The sequence below is a fragment of the Microcystis sp. 0824 genome, assembly GCF_003112475.1.
Lineage (GTDB): Bacteria > Cyanobacteriota > Cyanobacteriia > Cyanobacteriales > Microcystaceae > Microcystis > Microcystis aeruginosa_C.
Map to the genome: position 1 here is coordinate 74,388 of NZ_BDSM01000003.1, position 15,727 is coordinate 90,114.

The following is a 15,727-nucleotide window of genomic DNA, read 5'->3' on the forward strand; positions in this document are numbered from 1 at the left end:
ATGTCTGGTTAAGTGTATAATAGCATTAAGTGACCAGAGTTGAGGTAGGCGAGGTGAACATTTGGGCAAGGTGGAATCCTTTAATTTAGATGGCTTAGATCTGTTTTTCAATTCTCACGATCATTGGCCACCTCATTTTCATGTTCGTAAACCTGGCCAATGGGAAATTAGAGTTTTTTTCTTACTTTGTAATCAAGAAAATGGTCTAAATTTTCAGGTGAAATGGCCCGCCAATGCCAAAATATCTAGTAAGGAAAAAAAGCAAATTCTTGACCACGTTTTAGCGAATCGTTCTGCGCTCCTGATTGAATGGGAGGCAAAAGTCTGTACCCAGGGGAATTAATCATGTTAAATAAGCCAGAAATTACTGTTATAATTGAGGATAAAGAAAGTTATAATTTCTTGCCAGAGTCTCAATCTGTGCAGATTCTTTCTTTACTGGATTTAAAGAATATTGATTCTTTAAAAAACATCTTTATTTGTACTTCTTTGACCAGTTTAAAAGCAGTGTCAGATATTGCCAGAAATGCTAATGATAAACATCATCTGCGAGGTCTTTTTATCCGAGCAGACATTGATTCTATCTGGTTGCCGCAACTATTTAAACGGGCCAATTTACGCACCCTCCGAAATACCCTCGTTTATCGAGATTTTACTTTACCGACAAGGGTGATTAATGCTTGGAGTTGGGGAGCGCAAGAGCATTTAATCGCCACAGCTTTAGTTATTGGGGAAAGTTTATTAATCAGTCGCTGTGATCTCAATGAGCTAGAAATTCCCTTTGCATCTATGCCAGCTTTACAGCGTATTCCTCTAGAAGAAAGAGAGAAGTTTATTATAGCAGAAGATGGTAGTTATATTCATTGGCCAGTCGTGGACATTCATCTTGATATAGAGGCTTTTTTGAGTGTGATTGAACCAGTAGCAAAACAAAAGTTTGCAGCGATTAAATTAAAACATGATCAGATTTTTGGTCGAGCGATTGCCTCTTTACGCAAACAGCATCAACTGCGACAATCAGATATTATAGGAGTATCCGAGCGTCAAGTGAGACGCATTGAACAGGGAGAAGGAACAAAGGTAGAAACCCTTAATTTATTTGCCCAAGCTCACAAAATGGAACTTAATGATTATCTTGATGCTGTTGCTGGGTTAATCGATAATACTTCAGTAGATTTGGATAGTTTTACTCATCCAAATATCCCAGAAATAGATGATTTATTTAAACTTATGGGTACTGAAAATCCTGTTGAAGTAATAGAAAAAAAAGTTAACTCCGAATATATCAGTAGAGAGGAGTGTAACTAATGAAAGTTTTAATTGACCAAGATTTAATCACAGAAATATTGCTTAATCGTACAGGTAATAAATCATGTGAGTCGGGTAGGAAGCTTTGGGAGGTTATTAAAAGTCCCCATCAATCTCAAGAAATAATTTTTTATATAACTAGGCCGTGCGTTCAAAGGGTTTATACCCTGAGCAGTATGAGTTCATCAAAAGATGCTGATAAATTGATTAATCTTCTGGAGTCTAGATTTCATATCTGTGAAGGTTCACCTACTATTTTTCAGAATGCGCGTCAATACGATTCAGATATTGAATCAGCCATCGAAGTAGAGTGTGGTTTGGCCATACCAGTTGATGCAATTATTACTCAATCTCCCCAAAAATATGTCTTTACTAAACAAAATTTATCTCTTTGGTCGGTAAAAAACTTTATTACTCGTTATGAATGGAACCTTTTACTAAAACAAGAGCATAATAATTACAAACCCAAATACGAACAGCTAACTTTATCTCTAAGTTTAGAATTTCTAGTAGATAAACCTTCCTTATCAACTTATATGGTACGAAATTCAATTACTACAGTAATCGAAGCATTAAAAATAATTCAAACAAGTGGCTACAAAGGTATAACCAAAAAAGAACTTAAGCAAAAATTAGAACGAAGAGACACAACAATTAATAGTCTTATTTGGGATTTGGAAAATTTTGACATGATATTCATCAATCATGAGAAAAAAATCTTAGCGGCAAGAGAGCTTATAGGTAAAGGAGAAGATGATATTTCTCAATATTTATCATTCGCCCTCAAAAAACATATTCTTATACAAGAAATCTATAAAGAATTAGAAATTCATAAGTCAATAACCCCCTGGCGAGTAGAAGAAATTATTGCTAGTATCTGTACTTCTACTTCTGGTAAACGACCCAAAGATAAAACCCTTAGAGATTATCGTTCTAGGGTGATTTCTTGGCTTACTTTTACTCGATTGCTAGAAAAGGGAAGATATAATACATTAACTATACCACGAGATAAAAGCTCTCATAAGATTAACTCCTCTATAGAATATAAACAATTACATTTGCCTCTAAATGGTATGTAAAATTATTTAACTTTGCTTCTGTAATATTTTCTCAGAACAAGTCTTTTTAACGTCAAATAATTATATTTAATCCTCGATTAATTCGAGTAATTGTGCTTCGGTTAGCTGAGTAATGCCCAATTCTAGGGCTTTTTCTAGCTTAGAACCCGCCGCTTCTCCTAGCACTAAATAATCAGTTTTTTTGCTGACAGAACCCGTCACTTTCCCCCCAGCTTTTTCGATTAATTCTTTCGCTTCCTCCCGTTTAAGAGTTGGTAAAGTGCCAGTAATCACAAAGGTTTTCCCTGCTAAAGTCGCTTTAGTGGTGGTGGTTTTTGCTGCTGCGGCAAATTGTAAACCAGCAGCCTGTAATTTAGCGACTAAATCCCGATTAGCGGCGATTTTAAACCAATCATAGACCGATTGAGCGATTTCTTCACCGATACCATAGATAGAGGCTAAATTAGTCACGCTGGCGTTAGCTAACTCCTCCACAGTCCGAAAACTTTCGGCGAGAATTTTGGCGTTAACGCTGCCCACATAGCGGATTCCTAGCCCATAAAGTACCCTCGACCAGCTTTGATTTTTGCTCTGAGCAATAGCTGTAATCAAATTTAAGGCTGATTTCTCGCCCATTCGGTCTAATTTGGCAATTTCCGTTTTTTCGAGGCTGTAGAGGTCAGAAATGGCGGTAACTAATCCCTGTTCAATCAGCAAAATCACCACTTTTTCCCCTAATCCCCGAATATCGAGAGCATCGCGACTGGCCCAATGTACTACACTTCCCCGCAAAATCGCCGGACAGGAACTATTAACACAGCGCGTCACCGCTTCCCCCACCGGACGGACTAGGGGAGATTGACATTCAGGGCAATTAGTGGGCATCTGGAAGGGTAAAGTCTGGCTAGGACGCAATTCTGGCAGGATTCTCACCACTTCCGGGATAATTTCCCCCGCTTTGCGGATAATTACCGTGTCACCGACTCGGATATCTAATTCGGCCACTCGATCGCTATTATGTAAAGTAGCCCTTTGTACGGTGGTCCCTGCTACCTGTACCGGTTCCATCACCGCCATGGGTGTAACCGCACCGGTGCGTCCCACATTGACGATAATATCTTTAACTACCGTGGGGACTTCTTCGGCGGGATATTTTAAAGCTATGGCCCACCGAGGGAATTTTTGGGTGAATCCTAAGCGATTTTGTCGCTGTAAATCGTTGATTTTGACTACGACACCATCGGTCATGTAGGCTAATTGATGACGTTTTTCTTGCCAATCTTGATAGTATTGCGCCACTTCTTGCAGGGATGGACAGAGTTGACGGTGGGGATTAACCAGAAATCCCATGGTTTCTAATCTATCTAAGGATTGCCATTGAGTAGTGATATGGTTATCGTCTAAATGCAGGGTATAGGCAAAAAATTGTAAGCGTCTTTTATCAACTATTTTCGGATCTAATTGTCGTAGGGTTCCGGCTGCGGCATTGCGAGGATTAGCAAAGAGAGATTCCCCTTTTTCTTCTCTTTCCTGATTGATTTTATCAAAGGTATCGAGGGGTAAAAAAGCTTCGCCGCGCACTTCCACAATTGCCGGGGGATTATCTATATTTAAGCGTAAAGGAATAGAGCGAATTGTCCGCACATTGGTGGTAATATCTTCGCCAGTGACTCCATCCCCTCTAGTAACACCTCTGACTAAAAAGCCGTTTTCGTAGGTTAAAGCTAACGCGGAACCATCGATTTTTAATTCACACACATATTCCGTGTCTTGGGTTTCATTTACATATCTTTGCCAACGGCTGCCCCATTTATTTAATTCTTCGAGGTTAAAGGCATTTTCGAGACTATACAGGGGAATATTATGACGGACAGAAACAAATTGACTAGAGATTTTATCCCCGACTCTTTGGGTGGGACTATCGGGGGTGATTAATTGGGGATAACGCTTTTCTAGGTCTTCTAATTCCCGATAAAGTTGATCATAAACGCTATCGGGTATAAAAGGATCATCAAGAACATAATAAGCATAACTGGCCCTTTGTAGTTCTGTTTTTAGTTGTTGGCAACGTTGTTGAATTTCTAAGGGGATAGTCATAATCGTTAATAATGCTACTGGGCAAAGACCATTTGAGGAGTTAATTGTAAATCGGGAAATGTCACCGATATTATTCTATCTTCGTTGTTAAATTCTGCCAGTTCATAAAATCCCGAAATCAGGGTTAAAACTGATATTTTTACAGCAATAGGATCGATAATCCAGTATTCAGGAATGCCTCTTACCGCGTATTCTGAACGTTTATAACGGTAGTCATCATCGGCATTACCCGGGCTAACAATTTCTACAACTAAGAGGGGAGGAAATTCAATCACTGCTGTGGTCATATTTCTAATCTCTTGACATTGTTCGGCAGTTAAAATCATTAAGTCTGGAATTCTCGATTTAGCTTTATCGGTGCGAATTCCTACAGTAGCAGGCATGACTTTGCAAGTTAGATTTAATCTTTTAATTTCTGCCATTAAATAATCATAAAGAAAGGCATGAATTAAAGCATGAAAGCCACTAGCGGGAGGCATGGAAATTAATTCTCCGTTAAATAATTCGTACTTATTATCTGTGGAGTCCTGATAATTTAAATATTCCGCAAATGTATATGTTTTTTGTCGGGTAGCAATCATGATAACATAACCTCCAGCCAAGATTTTACTATTCAAAGACCATTTGAGGAGTTAATTTTAAATCGGGAAATGTCACCGATATTATTCTATCTTCGTTGTGAAATTCTGCCAGTTCATAAAATCCCGCAATCAGGGTTAAAACTGATATTTTTAGAGCAATAGGATCGATAATCCAGTATTCAGGAATGCCTCTTACCGCATATTCTGAACGTTTATAACGGTAGTCATCATCGGCATTACTGGGGCTAACAATTTCTACAACTAAGAGGGGAGGAAATTCAATAACTGCTGTGGTCATATTTCTAATCTCTTGACATTGTTCAGCAGTTAAAATCATTAAGTCTGGGATTCTCGATTTAGCTTTATCGGTGCGAATTCCCACCGTAGCGGGCATAACTTGCCAGTCTAATTGTAGCCTCTCTATTTCACTTTCTAACACCTTAAATATATATCTAAGTATCAAAGCATGAAAGCCACTAGCGGGAGGCATAAAAATTAATTCTCCGTTAAATAATTCGTATTTATTATCTGTGGAGTCCTGATAATTTAAATATTCCGCAAAGGTATATATTTTTTGTTGGGTAGCAACCATAATAATCTCTAAAAAAAACTTAATTTAATCTCCTTTAAAGACAGATTTTACCTTTAATCCCCCCTCAATAAGGGGGTTAGGGGGGAGGTGACAATTTTTAAAACCTAGCTTTTTACTTAGATTCGATATCCTCAACTTTTTTGGGAACTGTTGCAGTTAAAACCTCATTTCCTGTGGCAGTAACTAACACATCATCTTCGATACGGATACCGATACCTCGCCATTTTTCCGGCACTTCCGGCTGTCCTTCAGCCGGTTTAATATCGGGGGCGATATAAATACCGGGTTCCACGGTTAAAACATGACCGGGTTGCAAAGTTTGCCAAGTTTCTTCGTTAACTTTATAACCTCCCGCATCATGGACATCTAATCCTAACCAATGGCCGGTTCTGTGCATATAAAAAGGCTTATATTTTTCCTCTTTAATTATCTCATCAATGTCGCCGACCAATAGCCCTAAATCCACTAATCCCTCCACAATTGTCCTCACGGCTGTGTCATGAAAAAGATTATAAGGATTACCGGTTTTTACCACTTCAATCGCCTTTAATTGAGCTTCCAGAACAATTTCATAGATAATTTTTTGTTCGGGGGTAAATTTACCATTAACGGGAAAAGTGCGGGTAATATCACCGTTATAGTAATTGTAGGCACAACCGGCATCAATTAATAAAAGCTCATTTTCTTGTACTTGGCGATTATTGTTGATATAGTGCAGAATACAGGCATTAGCACCACTAGCGACAATAGAAGGATAAGCAGGACCCATACCCCCTTCTAGACGAAAAGTATGCTCAATTTCCGCTTGAATTTGATACTCGTAGTGACCAACTTTGGTAAATTCTCTGGCCCGATTATGTGCCTGTGCTGAAATAGCAGTTGCTTGGCGAATATTGTCCAATTCGGCCTCGGTTTTCAGCAAGCGCAAAGGATGGAGAATAAAATTAGTATCCTCTAAAGCAGTCGGTCCGGTGCCGCGACGGGGAAAAGTGGCGATTAATTTTTGCCAGTGCTTGAGAACATTTGTATTAAAAGTTTTGTCCCGTCCGAGATGATAATAAATTCGGTCGGCTTTTTCGAGATATTGCGGTAATTTTTCCTCCAATTCTTCGATAGAATAGGCCTCATCAGCAGCAAAAATCTCCTTTGCTCCTTCCACCCCGTGGAGATAGCCGGTCCAGGTTTCTTTTTCCGGGTCCTTTGGCTGCACGAACAGGATAAACTGATGTTCGGGGTGATGGGGTGCTAAAACCGCCACCGCATCCGGTTCATTAAATCCTGTCAGGTAAAAAAAGTCACTATCCTGACGATAGGTGTATTCTACGTCATTGTGCATGACCGCCATGGGCGCACTGCGAAAAATTGCCGTTCCATTGCCGATTTTTTCCATTACTTGCTGACGACGGTGCTGAAACTCTCTGCGATCGATGCCCATAGATATTCCTAAAAATGTCACAATAAGTCCTAGAGTCTATTATCGCTAATATTTTTAGTTTATGACCCCTGAAGAACCGGATTTTTCCCAAGATATCATCGAAAGGCGCGAGTTTACCCTAGCAGATTTTATCGCTCAAGAGGGGGCGGATTTCCTCAAAGGGGAATCTCCCGTCCCCAAATTAGTGCAAGTTACCACAGAGATTAAACAATTTATTGCCGCTAATTTAGGGGATTCTTCGGGAGCTTTGCAGATAATTTTACAGCTTATCGTCGATGAAGAATTAACAAAAGTCAGTCAAAATTTAGATAATCCCGTTCAAGCTTTACAGTTAATCCTAGAAGAAATTTTAGACAATCAAGAATTACTCTATGAATTAGTACACCGAGTCGATGTGAAATGGGGACAATTATACGGGGAACGTCCCTATTTTCAACAACCCCATCAAAAACCCCACCCTGAAGACGAATACACCCACAATTCCGTCAGAGATAAGTTAGTCAGTTTATTAGCCAGATTAGAACCGAATAAGTAGTAGAGTTATTAGGAGACTCCGAGACGATGCCCTATCAAGACATACCTTATCTTTATGAAAAACTCTGTATTTTAATTATTTCTTAATAGAAACCAACAGGACTGACAAGGAGAATCTATCCCTAGACAGACAACCGGGGGGCGGTCAGAGGTGAAAATAGTTGTAAGATCAAAAAATTCTCCGATAACTGTTGCCCTATCCCCCGCGTGCCTACCTATTCCTACTATACCGCCGATGTTTTTAGTGATCGCGTTTTTGGCGGTAATCCCCTGGCAGTTTTTCCGGAAGCGTCTGGATTAACCCGCACCCAGATGCAAAAAATCGCCGCCGAATTTAACTTCTCAGAGACAGCCTTCGTTTTTCCGCCAGAAACACCCCAAGGCACCAAAAAAGTCCGGATTTTCACCCCCAGTACCGAATTACCCTTTGCAGGTCATCCTACCGTCGGCACAGCCTATATTTTAGCCCTAATCGGTGCTATTCCCCCTTACCGAGAAACCACGATTTATCTAGAGGAAGGAGTCGGTTTAGTACCGGTAAAAATTCTCATGGAGGGGGAAAAACCGGTCTATAGTGAGTTAAAAGTGGCACAATTGCCGGAATTAGTGACGGATACTTATGCTCTCGATGATTTAGCGGCGATTCTTTCCCTAAGCGTTGCCGATTTCTTACCCGGTTATCCCCCCCGCGCCTTTTCCTGTGGTCTCCCTTTTTTATTCATCCCCGTCAAAAATCGCGATATTTTAGGGAAAATAAAACTAAATCTAACTCTCTGGTCATCATTATTAGGTCAATCCCCCGCTAATTCCCTTTTTGTCTGCTGTTTTGACCTAGAATCACCCCAATCTCGTATTTATGGCCGAATGTTTGCCCCCGGTTTGGGAGTTATGGAAGATCCCGCCACTGGTTCGGCTGTGGCCGCTTTGGCGGGCTACCTAGGGGCCTTAGAATCTTCTGGGGAAGGGATGAATCAATGGACGATAATCCAGGGGGTGGAAATGGGCAGACCCAGCAGTTTACAATTAAAGTTTCAGAAAAATAACCGGTCAATCACGAAAGTTTCTGTGGGTGGTGCATCAGTTCTAGTCTGCCAAGGTAAGATGATAATTCCCGATGGGGAAACAAAAAGCGATATAAGTAGCTGGTTATAATTAAATTAAAAATGGATTTTAGATTCGATCCCCCCTGCCCCCCTTGATAAGGGGGGTGCCGATAGGCGGGGGGATCTGACAACTTTTAACGCCTACCTACTTAAAAAGGTCATTGTGATACTAAATCTGTTGAGTATAGGCTACTTATGAGGACAGGCAAAAGGCAATAGGCAATAGGCAAAAGGGGGAATAAATAATCATTCTTGAATAACCGGATTTAGTATCACTGTCGAGTCAAGAGGCAAAAATACAAATAAAGCGAGAACTGTCGCCCTTGCAGTTCCCGCTCTATTATTGTTGTATTGTTGGAGTATCTAACCCCCGAATATTGAGTTAAATTAGTACAAACCTTCTTCTTTGTGAGTTTCGATCACACAGTCAGAAGTAGGATAGGCAACACAGGTGAGGACATAACCCGCTTCAATTTGATCCGTATCTAAGAAGGATTGTTCGGATTGATCGACACTACCACTTATAAGTTTACCAGCACAGCTGGAGCAAGCACCAGCGCGGCAGGAATAAGGTAAGTCCAGTCCTTGCTCTTCAGCTACATCGAGAATGTACTCATTATCGGGAACATTAATTGTATGATCGCCATCCGGTGTTTTCAGGGTGACTTTATAAGTTGCCATAGGTTGTTCTGCTTAATCAATCTAGTGAAAACGGAAGTCTCAAAATCCCTTCTCTCCCCGTTTAGACTGAACGGGTCGAATGAGTTTCCTTTTTGATACTACGCGAAAATTTACCCGGCTCAACTTACCATTAGTAATGACAGCCTTAAATAAACTTAAAATAATATTTACTTATCTCTTGAGTAAATAACTCCCGATAGTTGTGGATGAATCGTCAAATAATTTCATCAATCTTTAGGTAATAAGTAGTCGGACAACATTAAAGTTTTTTAGCCATCAGCTAGAAAAGCTAAAAGGCAAGAGTTAGGAGTGGGCGAGATGCAGAAGAAAAAAGCTTAATCCTGCAAAAAAGCGAGAGGATAGCTCATATTCTTAGCAAAGCCTAAGATGCCTCCATCTCGATGCTCATAGAGTAAATTTCCTTGACTATCAAATAAAAAAGTCCCTCCCCGTTGGGTGAGATAACTACTATCGGGGACATAGGTTGACCAATTGCCCAAAACTTGACTCATATTACGGAGTCTCAGGGTGGCTAATTCAAAAGGTCGCTGAAAACCTTGACCCCCGGCAAGATTGAATAGGGAACCCCGGAAAGCTGGTAAAGGCCGCGCTTGTATTGTTTCCTCCTCGGCAATTAATTGGGGAGCTTTGCGATCGCCAAGATAACCCCGCAGCACTTCGGCCAGAGTCCCCGGACTACCCACACCCGCACACATCAAAATTAGATTTAACCAGGCATTTTGTCCGGGGGAAAATCTAGGTAATTTTAACGATAAACCGCGATAAAGTCCTAATAAATTGTGTAATTCAGCTTTGGGGTCAACAAAAAGCCAATCTTGCCGAAATTTCGTATATTCAGAGAATTTTAAGCCCGAATTGCGATCGCCGATACCGATGGCACGAATGGTTATCCCGGCATTTTGCCAAAGGGCTGCCTCTTTTTCTAACCACCAAGCATATTCGAGACTGTCAAAATCTCCCAATTGCGGCCAAACAAGAATTAAAAGACGTTTGTAGTCGGCACAATCGCTTAAAATTGGCACTATTTGCCCATCGCTGACCCTTTGGCGTTGAATTGTTGAAAATATTTCATAGCTGCTGCTCATAGGTAAATTTCTCCTAATAAAACCGCTGCTTTTGCCCCCGTGACTTGCGGTAAATTACCGGGGAAATTGTGCCAGCGCCAATAGGCCAAAAGGGCAAAAGCGATCGCTTCTTTAAAATCGCTATTTAATCCTACCTCATCGGTGGTCAAAAGCTTGACATTTGACCCCAAATGTGCTAGAAGGCGTTGCCGCAGGTAGGCATTACGAGCGCCACCACCGCAGAGCAGCACTTCTGCGGGCATTTCCGGCAAAAAGGTTTGATAGCTGTGAGCGATCGAAATGGCGGTTAAATCGGTTAAACTGGCCAACCAGTCGGCATCACTGAGGGAATAAGCTTGGGCATCCTGGTGCAATTGGGCTAGATAGGCGGGACTAAATAACTCTCTGCCAGTGGATTTAGGGGGATATTGTTGAAAATAAGGCTCCTGTAGCCATTTATGAACTAATTCGGAGCAGGGTTGACCCTGGGCCGACCATTGACCGTTATGGTCGTAGGTTTGTTGGCCTTGGCTCAAAAATTGTACGGCCAAATCGATAAGGACATTGCCGGGGCCGGTATCCCAACCGAAAATTTTTTGCTGCCAATTTTCCCTTTGTCGGGGGGGTAGATAGGTTAAATTGGCAATACCGCCGATATTTTGCACGCAGCGGGCTTTAGTGGGGTGAGAAAGCAGATAAGCGTCAATTTTCGGCACTAGGGGCGCACCGTGACCAGCTTGGGCGATATCGGCAGCGCGAAAATTACTAATGGTGGGAATACTGGTAATTTTTGCGATCGCTGCTCCCCGTCCTAATTGTACCGTGTAACCGAGGCGATCGTTTGCGGGGGGTCGATGAAAAACGGTTTGACCGTGACTGCCGATTAATTGGGCTTTTGAGGCTTCTTTTTGGATATTTAAGGCGGATTGGGCGAATTCTGCGGCGATATCATCATCTAAGCTGGCTAAAGCTTCAATAGATAGCTTTTCTCCCCCACAGACTTGCAAAATTGTCTCTCGTAATCGGGGGGAATAGGGATAGGTTTCCCCTGCTAATAACTGCACCTGTGGAGATTCCACTGTACCGCTAATCTCCACTAAAGCGGTATCGATGCCATCCACCGATGTGCCACTCATTAAACCGATAACTAACAAGTTTTTTCCCTCAAGTGTCGATTGTTGATTATTTTATCCCCCTCCGACAATAGTAACAATTTCTAATTTATCCCCCTCCTTGATTTCCGTGTTTTCCCAATACTGACGATGGAGGATTTCCCCGTTATATTCCACTGCAACTAACCGAGGATTCATACCCAAATTTTCTAGCATTTGCGGTAGTTTAGTTGCTGGTAAACAGGTTTGAGTTTTGCCGTTGATTTGCAAGGTTATTTCTGACATGGATTTGGATATGAACAAATGAATTAATCGGAGTATTTAGGAGACAGGAGACAGTATTCAGGAGACAGGAGGCGGTCGGCAGGAGGCAGCTTTTTTCTCCCCACACCCTACACCCCACTTCATAATTCATAATTCATAATTCCCCCTCCCCACACCCTACACTTCACTTCATAATTCATAATTCATAATTCATAATTCCCCCTCCCCACACCCTACTTTAATTGGGTTAATAATTGTTGTGTCACCACATCGGGGTGCTGCGCTTCCATGATGGCCCGGACTACAGCTACCCGTTGCGCTCCTGCCTCTAAAACTTCTTTAATGTTACTACTATCAATACCACCGATCGCAAACCAGGGTAAAGGGCAATTTTCCCGCGCGTAACGGACGTATTCCAATCCTGCGGGAGTTTTTCCCGCCTTGGTGGGGGTGGCATAAACTGGACCGACTCCCACATAATCGGCCTTTTCTTGGATTGCTTTGGCCATCTCTTGGGGATTAGTGGTGGACCTGCCGATAATTGCCGTCGGACCGAGAAATTGCCGCGCTAGGGAAATCGGTACATCCTGTTGACCGAGGTGAACACCATCAGCATGAATGGCCTGAGCAATATCGACGCGATCGTTCATAATAAATAAAGCATCGTAACGGTGGCATAATTGGCACAGTTTAGCGGCTTCTTCTAAACGAATGGTATCAGCGGCGGTTTTGTGGCGGTACTGCACCAATTTTAAACCTGCTTTTAGGGCTAATTCGACGATTTCTAGCAGATTTTCGGCAGGAGAAGTGACTAGATAGAGGGGAGAGGCTTTCAGTTTTTCCAAAGGTGGAGAAATTAATAGTTTACTCTCTAGCTGATAAACCCGATAGCGCAGCTGTTTACAGGCTATCCCTAGCTCCAGATCATAGAGTTTACCGTATTCTTCTAAAACCCTAAAAGCCTCCTGTACGCGAGCGAGATTTGCCTGCAGCAGTCCCTCGACAGTCTCCCGGATTTCTTCCCTGGGATGGCTTAAATCCGTGCCGATATCGCCGGCTGTGTCCCGATGTAGTTTAAGATCGATCGAGTGCCAACTAGCTAATTGATGGCGCATTTCTTTACATTCTTGGGCTAAATCGGGATTATCTAAGCCAAAACGACACCATTCTTCGATAATTCGCAGTCCTTCTCTAGCGCGGTCAAGGTTAGCATCGATAATCCGTTTAATCGCCGTGGTTTCTAGTTTCATTTGCCGTCAATGGGGAGTTATTATAGCCGTTAGCCGTCAGCTAAAATATTACTATTCTTGGCCCTTGTTCGGGGAACAGTAGAAGCAGCATCAGACAGCTAAAAAGAGGGGTAAGAAACCGATGCCAAGAATAATTTTAAGCCACACGGACATTCTTGAGCGCCCCTAGGTATTCTAGTAATTGCTGATGAGCCGGGTTATGTAGTGGATAGAGACGATTGTAACAGATGGTGACGAGGGCTTGCAGATCGTCCACTAAATCCTCAGCTGCAATGGATTCATGGGGTTGATTGAGGAGAATGACTTGGATTTTAAAGAGACTGCACAAACCCAAAATAAAATCATGAGAAAAGCGACTAACAGTTTCCGCATGGGTTAAAACTAGAGATTTCACCTCACCGCGACAAATCATCTCCACTAGACGCATAAAATTAGGGCGATTGTAGCTGACTCCATCGCCGATATCGATGAGAATTTCAAAGGGTTGACCCTGCTGATGACAAAAATATTCTAAAGCTTTTATCTGGGTGTCTAATTGTGGTTTTTGTTCAGGTCGATTAACACGAGCATAGCCAATAATAGATGAGTTTGCTTGGCCTGATTGTAAGAGATCTTGCCGTCGAAATCGGCGATGACCGCCGGGGGTACGAATTGAGGAAATTTTCCCCTGTTGTTCCCAGCGCCGGAGGGTTTTAACGCTAACTCCGAGCAAATCGGAAGCTTCTCGAATAGTGATGAGGTTACTCATATATATAACTCGGTTTTAAATTAAAGAAATTTATCGGGTGAGAATTGTCCAACTTGAGATAGTCAGTTGTCCACTTTCATACTTTGATCATCTCTCATTAGTGATTGTAGATGAGTTAGAAAAATTAATAATATCCCTTGAGATAGAGATATTAAACGGGATTTTTTATTTTTCTACAACCTAAGTTTGACAAGGGATCGCAAGGGGGACATTTTTATAGGAGTAAAAATACGTTGCTGTAGGCGCAAGTGCATTTTACAGAACGTTTTGCCTGTTTTTTACCGTTAGGGAATTGATTGTTATGGAAGTCGACTTTTAAGGAGCAAAACTTTTCATTTTTATATATTATTTCTCTCTTGATTAAAATTTGTAATCACTGGAGATATTTTTAAAAAGTATAGCTTATTTATTTGTCTAAATTTCACGAAAAAGCTTGGGTATATTTGTCCATTTTTGGGCAATTATGTTTAAGAAAAACTCCTATAAATTGGACAAAATATATACAAAATTTTCCCAAAAAAAACTTCCCAAAAAACAAGTTTTTTGGGAAAAATTTTGTTATATTGCTGTTAAGCCAAATAAAAAGTTATCAGCGAGCTTAACGCTTGTCTAAATTTTTTTGATGGCTATAGTACACATAATCAACAATGAATAATTCAGTTATAATGACAACAAACAAATTAACCAAAATCCTTTCCTGTGTAGCCACCCTCGGTATCGCCACCGCTATGGCCACCCCCGCTCAAGCGATTAATCTTAATCCTTCTCCCGTTACACTCGGTACAAATGGTAATGGTTTTGTAAATAGCAAGATTGCCTTTGAAAATGGCACCTTTGGTGTTCAGATTGAGGGCTCTTTCTATGATTCTGTTGAGCTTGGCGACCAATTGTTCTCCGATTTCAGTTTCGGTGGCGATGTTGGTGTAGGCGATACACTGAGATTCATTCTCAATCAAGATGTTTGGACTGTAAATTTTCGTGAAGAAAATAGCTTGGGTGTTGCCAATGGTACATTGGAATACACAGTCAAGATTGTCGCTGTTTCAACCCCCCCCCTAGTTTTCGATACGATTAGATTCGATACAGATATATCTGGACCGGGTGGAAGCACAAATTATCTCGCTACCAAGCAGGTTTTCACACTAGATAATAAGCAGCTTATCAACCTAAAGTCCACGAACGGATCTGACGACTTCGGCAGTATTCTGTCTTTCAATGCTAGTCCCATCAAAGTGGTCGATACCTTCACAAGTGGTGACAATGGTAAATCTCTATTACAATCTTCCACTAACAGCTTCACTCAAGACCTAGACCCCCCTAGTTCTATCCCCGAACCTGGTACTATCCTCGGACTTCTCACCGTTGGTGGTTTAGGATTGGTTTCCCGCTTCAAGAAACAAAAATAACAGTTACCAATGTCTTGCACACATTGATAACTGTGACGTTGAACAAGAACAGCTAAAGGTTAGCTCCCCCTCTGGGTTTCTAGCTTTTAGCTTTCCCTTTAGTATTAATTGTAACCCAAGCCAAGACCTGATTTTTGCTTTTAATCAAGGGGTCGTTAGAGGGTTTTGGGGTTTTCTAGCGATTCTCGCGCCTAAAAACTGGACATCAGACTAAATCCAGTTATTAAAGACTGATTATTTATTCCTCCCCTTGCCTTTTGCCTAAAACCGATAACTTTTGTACCTCAGCAGACTGAAAAACGCTATATATAAGTAGGTAGGCGTTAAAAGTTATCAGATCCCCCCACCTATCGGCACCCCCCTTATCAAGGGGGCTATCCCTTATAGGGATCTTTCTTAACAATTTTTTCAGTAAGCACTCCAACCCTTATCCTGACTTGATTTCAGTTTTTTCTTTGTCAGTAAGGGTGTCA

At 41.5% G+C, this 15,727-nt stretch carries 16 protein-coding genes; 6 read left to right on the top strand and 10 right to left on the bottom strand.

Annotated elements, in window-relative coordinates:
• Positions 1-70 precede the first annotated feature (70 nt).
• From N0824_RS00930 to N0824_RS00940, 3 genes are read left to right on the top strand one after another with little or no spacing between them, the layout of a single operon-like run.
• Entirely contained in the window at positions 71-343 is a 273-nt protein-coding gene (locus N0824_RS00930; protein WP_233256324.1) for a DUF4160 domain-containing protein, read from the top strand.
• A 2-nt stretch (positions 344-345) separates the two neighbouring features.
• Positions 346-1,308: a DUF2442 domain-containing protein gene (locus N0824_RS00935; RefSeq protein WP_233256325.1), complete on the top strand. Its 963-nt coding sequence runs from the start codon at positions 346-348 to the stop codon at positions 1,306-1,308.
• Complete coding sequence (locus N0824_RS00940) at positions 1,308-2,387, top strand: hypothetical protein (protein ID WP_045358080.1); 1,080 nt, start codon at positions 1,308-1,310, stop codon at positions 2,385-2,387. The genes N0824_RS00935 and N0824_RS00940 overlap by 1 nt, the downstream gene beginning before the upstream one ends.
• Positions 2,388-2,453: 66 nt before the next feature.
• Here the strand turns inward: N0824_RS00940 and ligA are convergent, their stop codons facing one another.
• The 4 genes from ligA to N0824_RS00960 all read right to left on the bottom strand — a co-directional run bounded on the left by ligA (position 2,454) and on the right by N0824_RS00960 (position 7,071).
• The gene (gene ligA, locus N0824_RS00945; protein WP_108935355.1) at positions 2,454-4,463 is read right to left on the bottom strand and encodes an NAD-dependent DNA ligase LigA; all 2,010 of its coding nucleotides are present in this window, start codon (positions 4,461-4,463) and stop codon (positions 2,454-2,456) included.
• A 14-nt stretch (positions 4,464-4,477) separates the two neighbouring features.
• Positions 4,478-5,044, bottom strand: coding sequence for a Uma2 family endonuclease (locus N0824_RS00950; RefSeq protein WP_108935356.1), 567 nt, complete (start codon positions 5,042-5,044; stop codon positions 4,478-4,480).
• Between the two features lie 28 nt (positions 5,045-5,072).
• The gene (locus N0824_RS00955; protein WP_108935357.1) at positions 5,073-5,636 is read right to left on the bottom strand and encodes a Uma2 family endonuclease; all 564 of its coding nucleotides are present in this window, start codon (positions 5,634-5,636) and stop codon (positions 5,073-5,075) included.
• 112 nt (positions 5,637-5,748) lie between these two features.
• Positions 5,749-7,071 carry an aminopeptidase P N-terminal domain-containing protein gene (locus N0824_RS00960; protein WP_108935358.1) on the bottom strand — a complete coding sequence of 441 codons (1,323 nt, stop codon included), beginning with the start codon at positions 7,069-7,071 and terminating at the stop codon, positions 5,749-5,751.
• 61 nt (positions 7,072-7,132) lie between these two features.
• On the opposite strand from N0824_RS00960, the gene N0824_RS00965 reads away from it, so the two are divergent.
• Positions 7,133-7,606, top strand: coding sequence for a hypothetical protein (locus N0824_RS00965; RefSeq protein ID WP_066029806.1), 474 nt, complete (start codon positions 7,133-7,135; stop codon positions 7,604-7,606).
• A 206-nt stretch (positions 7,607-7,812) separates the two neighbouring features.
• On the top strand, positions 7,813-8,757 hold the full coding sequence (locus N0824_RS00970) for a PhzF family phenazine biosynthesis protein (protein WP_108935359.1): 945 nt from the start codon (positions 7,813-7,815) through the stop codon (positions 8,755-8,757).
• 338 nt (positions 8,758-9,095) lie between these two features.
• Here N0824_RS00970 and N0824_RS00975 read toward each other — a convergent pair whose 3' ends face one another.
• The 6 genes from N0824_RS00975 to N0824_RS01000 all read right to left on the bottom strand — a co-directional run bounded on the left by N0824_RS00975 (position 9,096) and on the right by N0824_RS01000 (position 13,848).
• The gene (locus tag N0824_RS00975) at positions 9,096-9,389 is read right to left on the bottom strand and encodes a ferredoxin (RefSeq protein WP_108935360.1); all 294 of its coding nucleotides are present in this window, start codon (positions 9,387-9,389) and stop codon (positions 9,096-9,098) included.
• A 335-nt stretch (positions 9,390-9,724) separates the two neighbouring features.
• Entirely contained in the window at positions 9,725-10,495 is a 771-nt protein-coding gene (locus N0824_RS00980; RefSeq protein WP_108935361.1) for a peroxiredoxin-like family protein, read from the bottom strand.
• Positions 10,492-11,628 carry an anhydro-N-acetylmuramic acid kinase gene (locus N0824_RS00985; RefSeq protein ID WP_108935362.1) on the bottom strand — a complete coding sequence of 379 codons (1,137 nt, stop codon included), beginning with the start codon at positions 11,626-11,628 and terminating at the stop codon, positions 10,492-10,494. Before N0824_RS00985 ends, N0824_RS00980 begins: the two co-directional genes overlap by 4 nt.
• A 33-nt stretch (positions 11,629-11,661) precedes the next feature.
• Positions 11,662-11,871 carry a sulfur carrier protein ThiS gene (gene thiS, locus N0824_RS00990; protein WP_002751314.1) on the bottom strand — a complete coding sequence of 70 codons (210 nt, stop codon included), beginning with the start codon at positions 11,869-11,871 and terminating at the stop codon, positions 11,662-11,664.
• A gap of 212 nt (positions 11,872-12,083) precedes the next feature.
• Positions 12,084-13,100, bottom strand: a complete 1,017-nt coding sequence (locus tag N0824_RS00995) for a thiamine phosphate synthase (protein ID WP_108935363.1) — start codon at positions 13,098-13,100, stop codon at positions 12,084-12,086.
• A gap of 136 nt (positions 13,101-13,236) precedes the next feature.
• A complete protein-coding gene (locus tag N0824_RS01000; protein ID WP_002781138.1) occupies positions 13,237-13,848 on the bottom strand; it encodes an IS607 family transposase in 612 nt (203 codons plus the stop codon).
• Between the two features lie 647 nt (positions 13,849-14,495).
• On the opposite strand from N0824_RS01000, the gene N0824_RS21155 reads away from it, so the two are divergent.
• Entirely contained in the window at positions 14,496-15,254 is a 759-nt protein-coding gene (locus N0824_RS21155; RefSeq protein ID WP_233256326.1) for a PEP-CTERM sorting domain-containing protein, read from the top strand.
• Positions 15,255-15,727 lie beyond the last annotated feature (473 nt).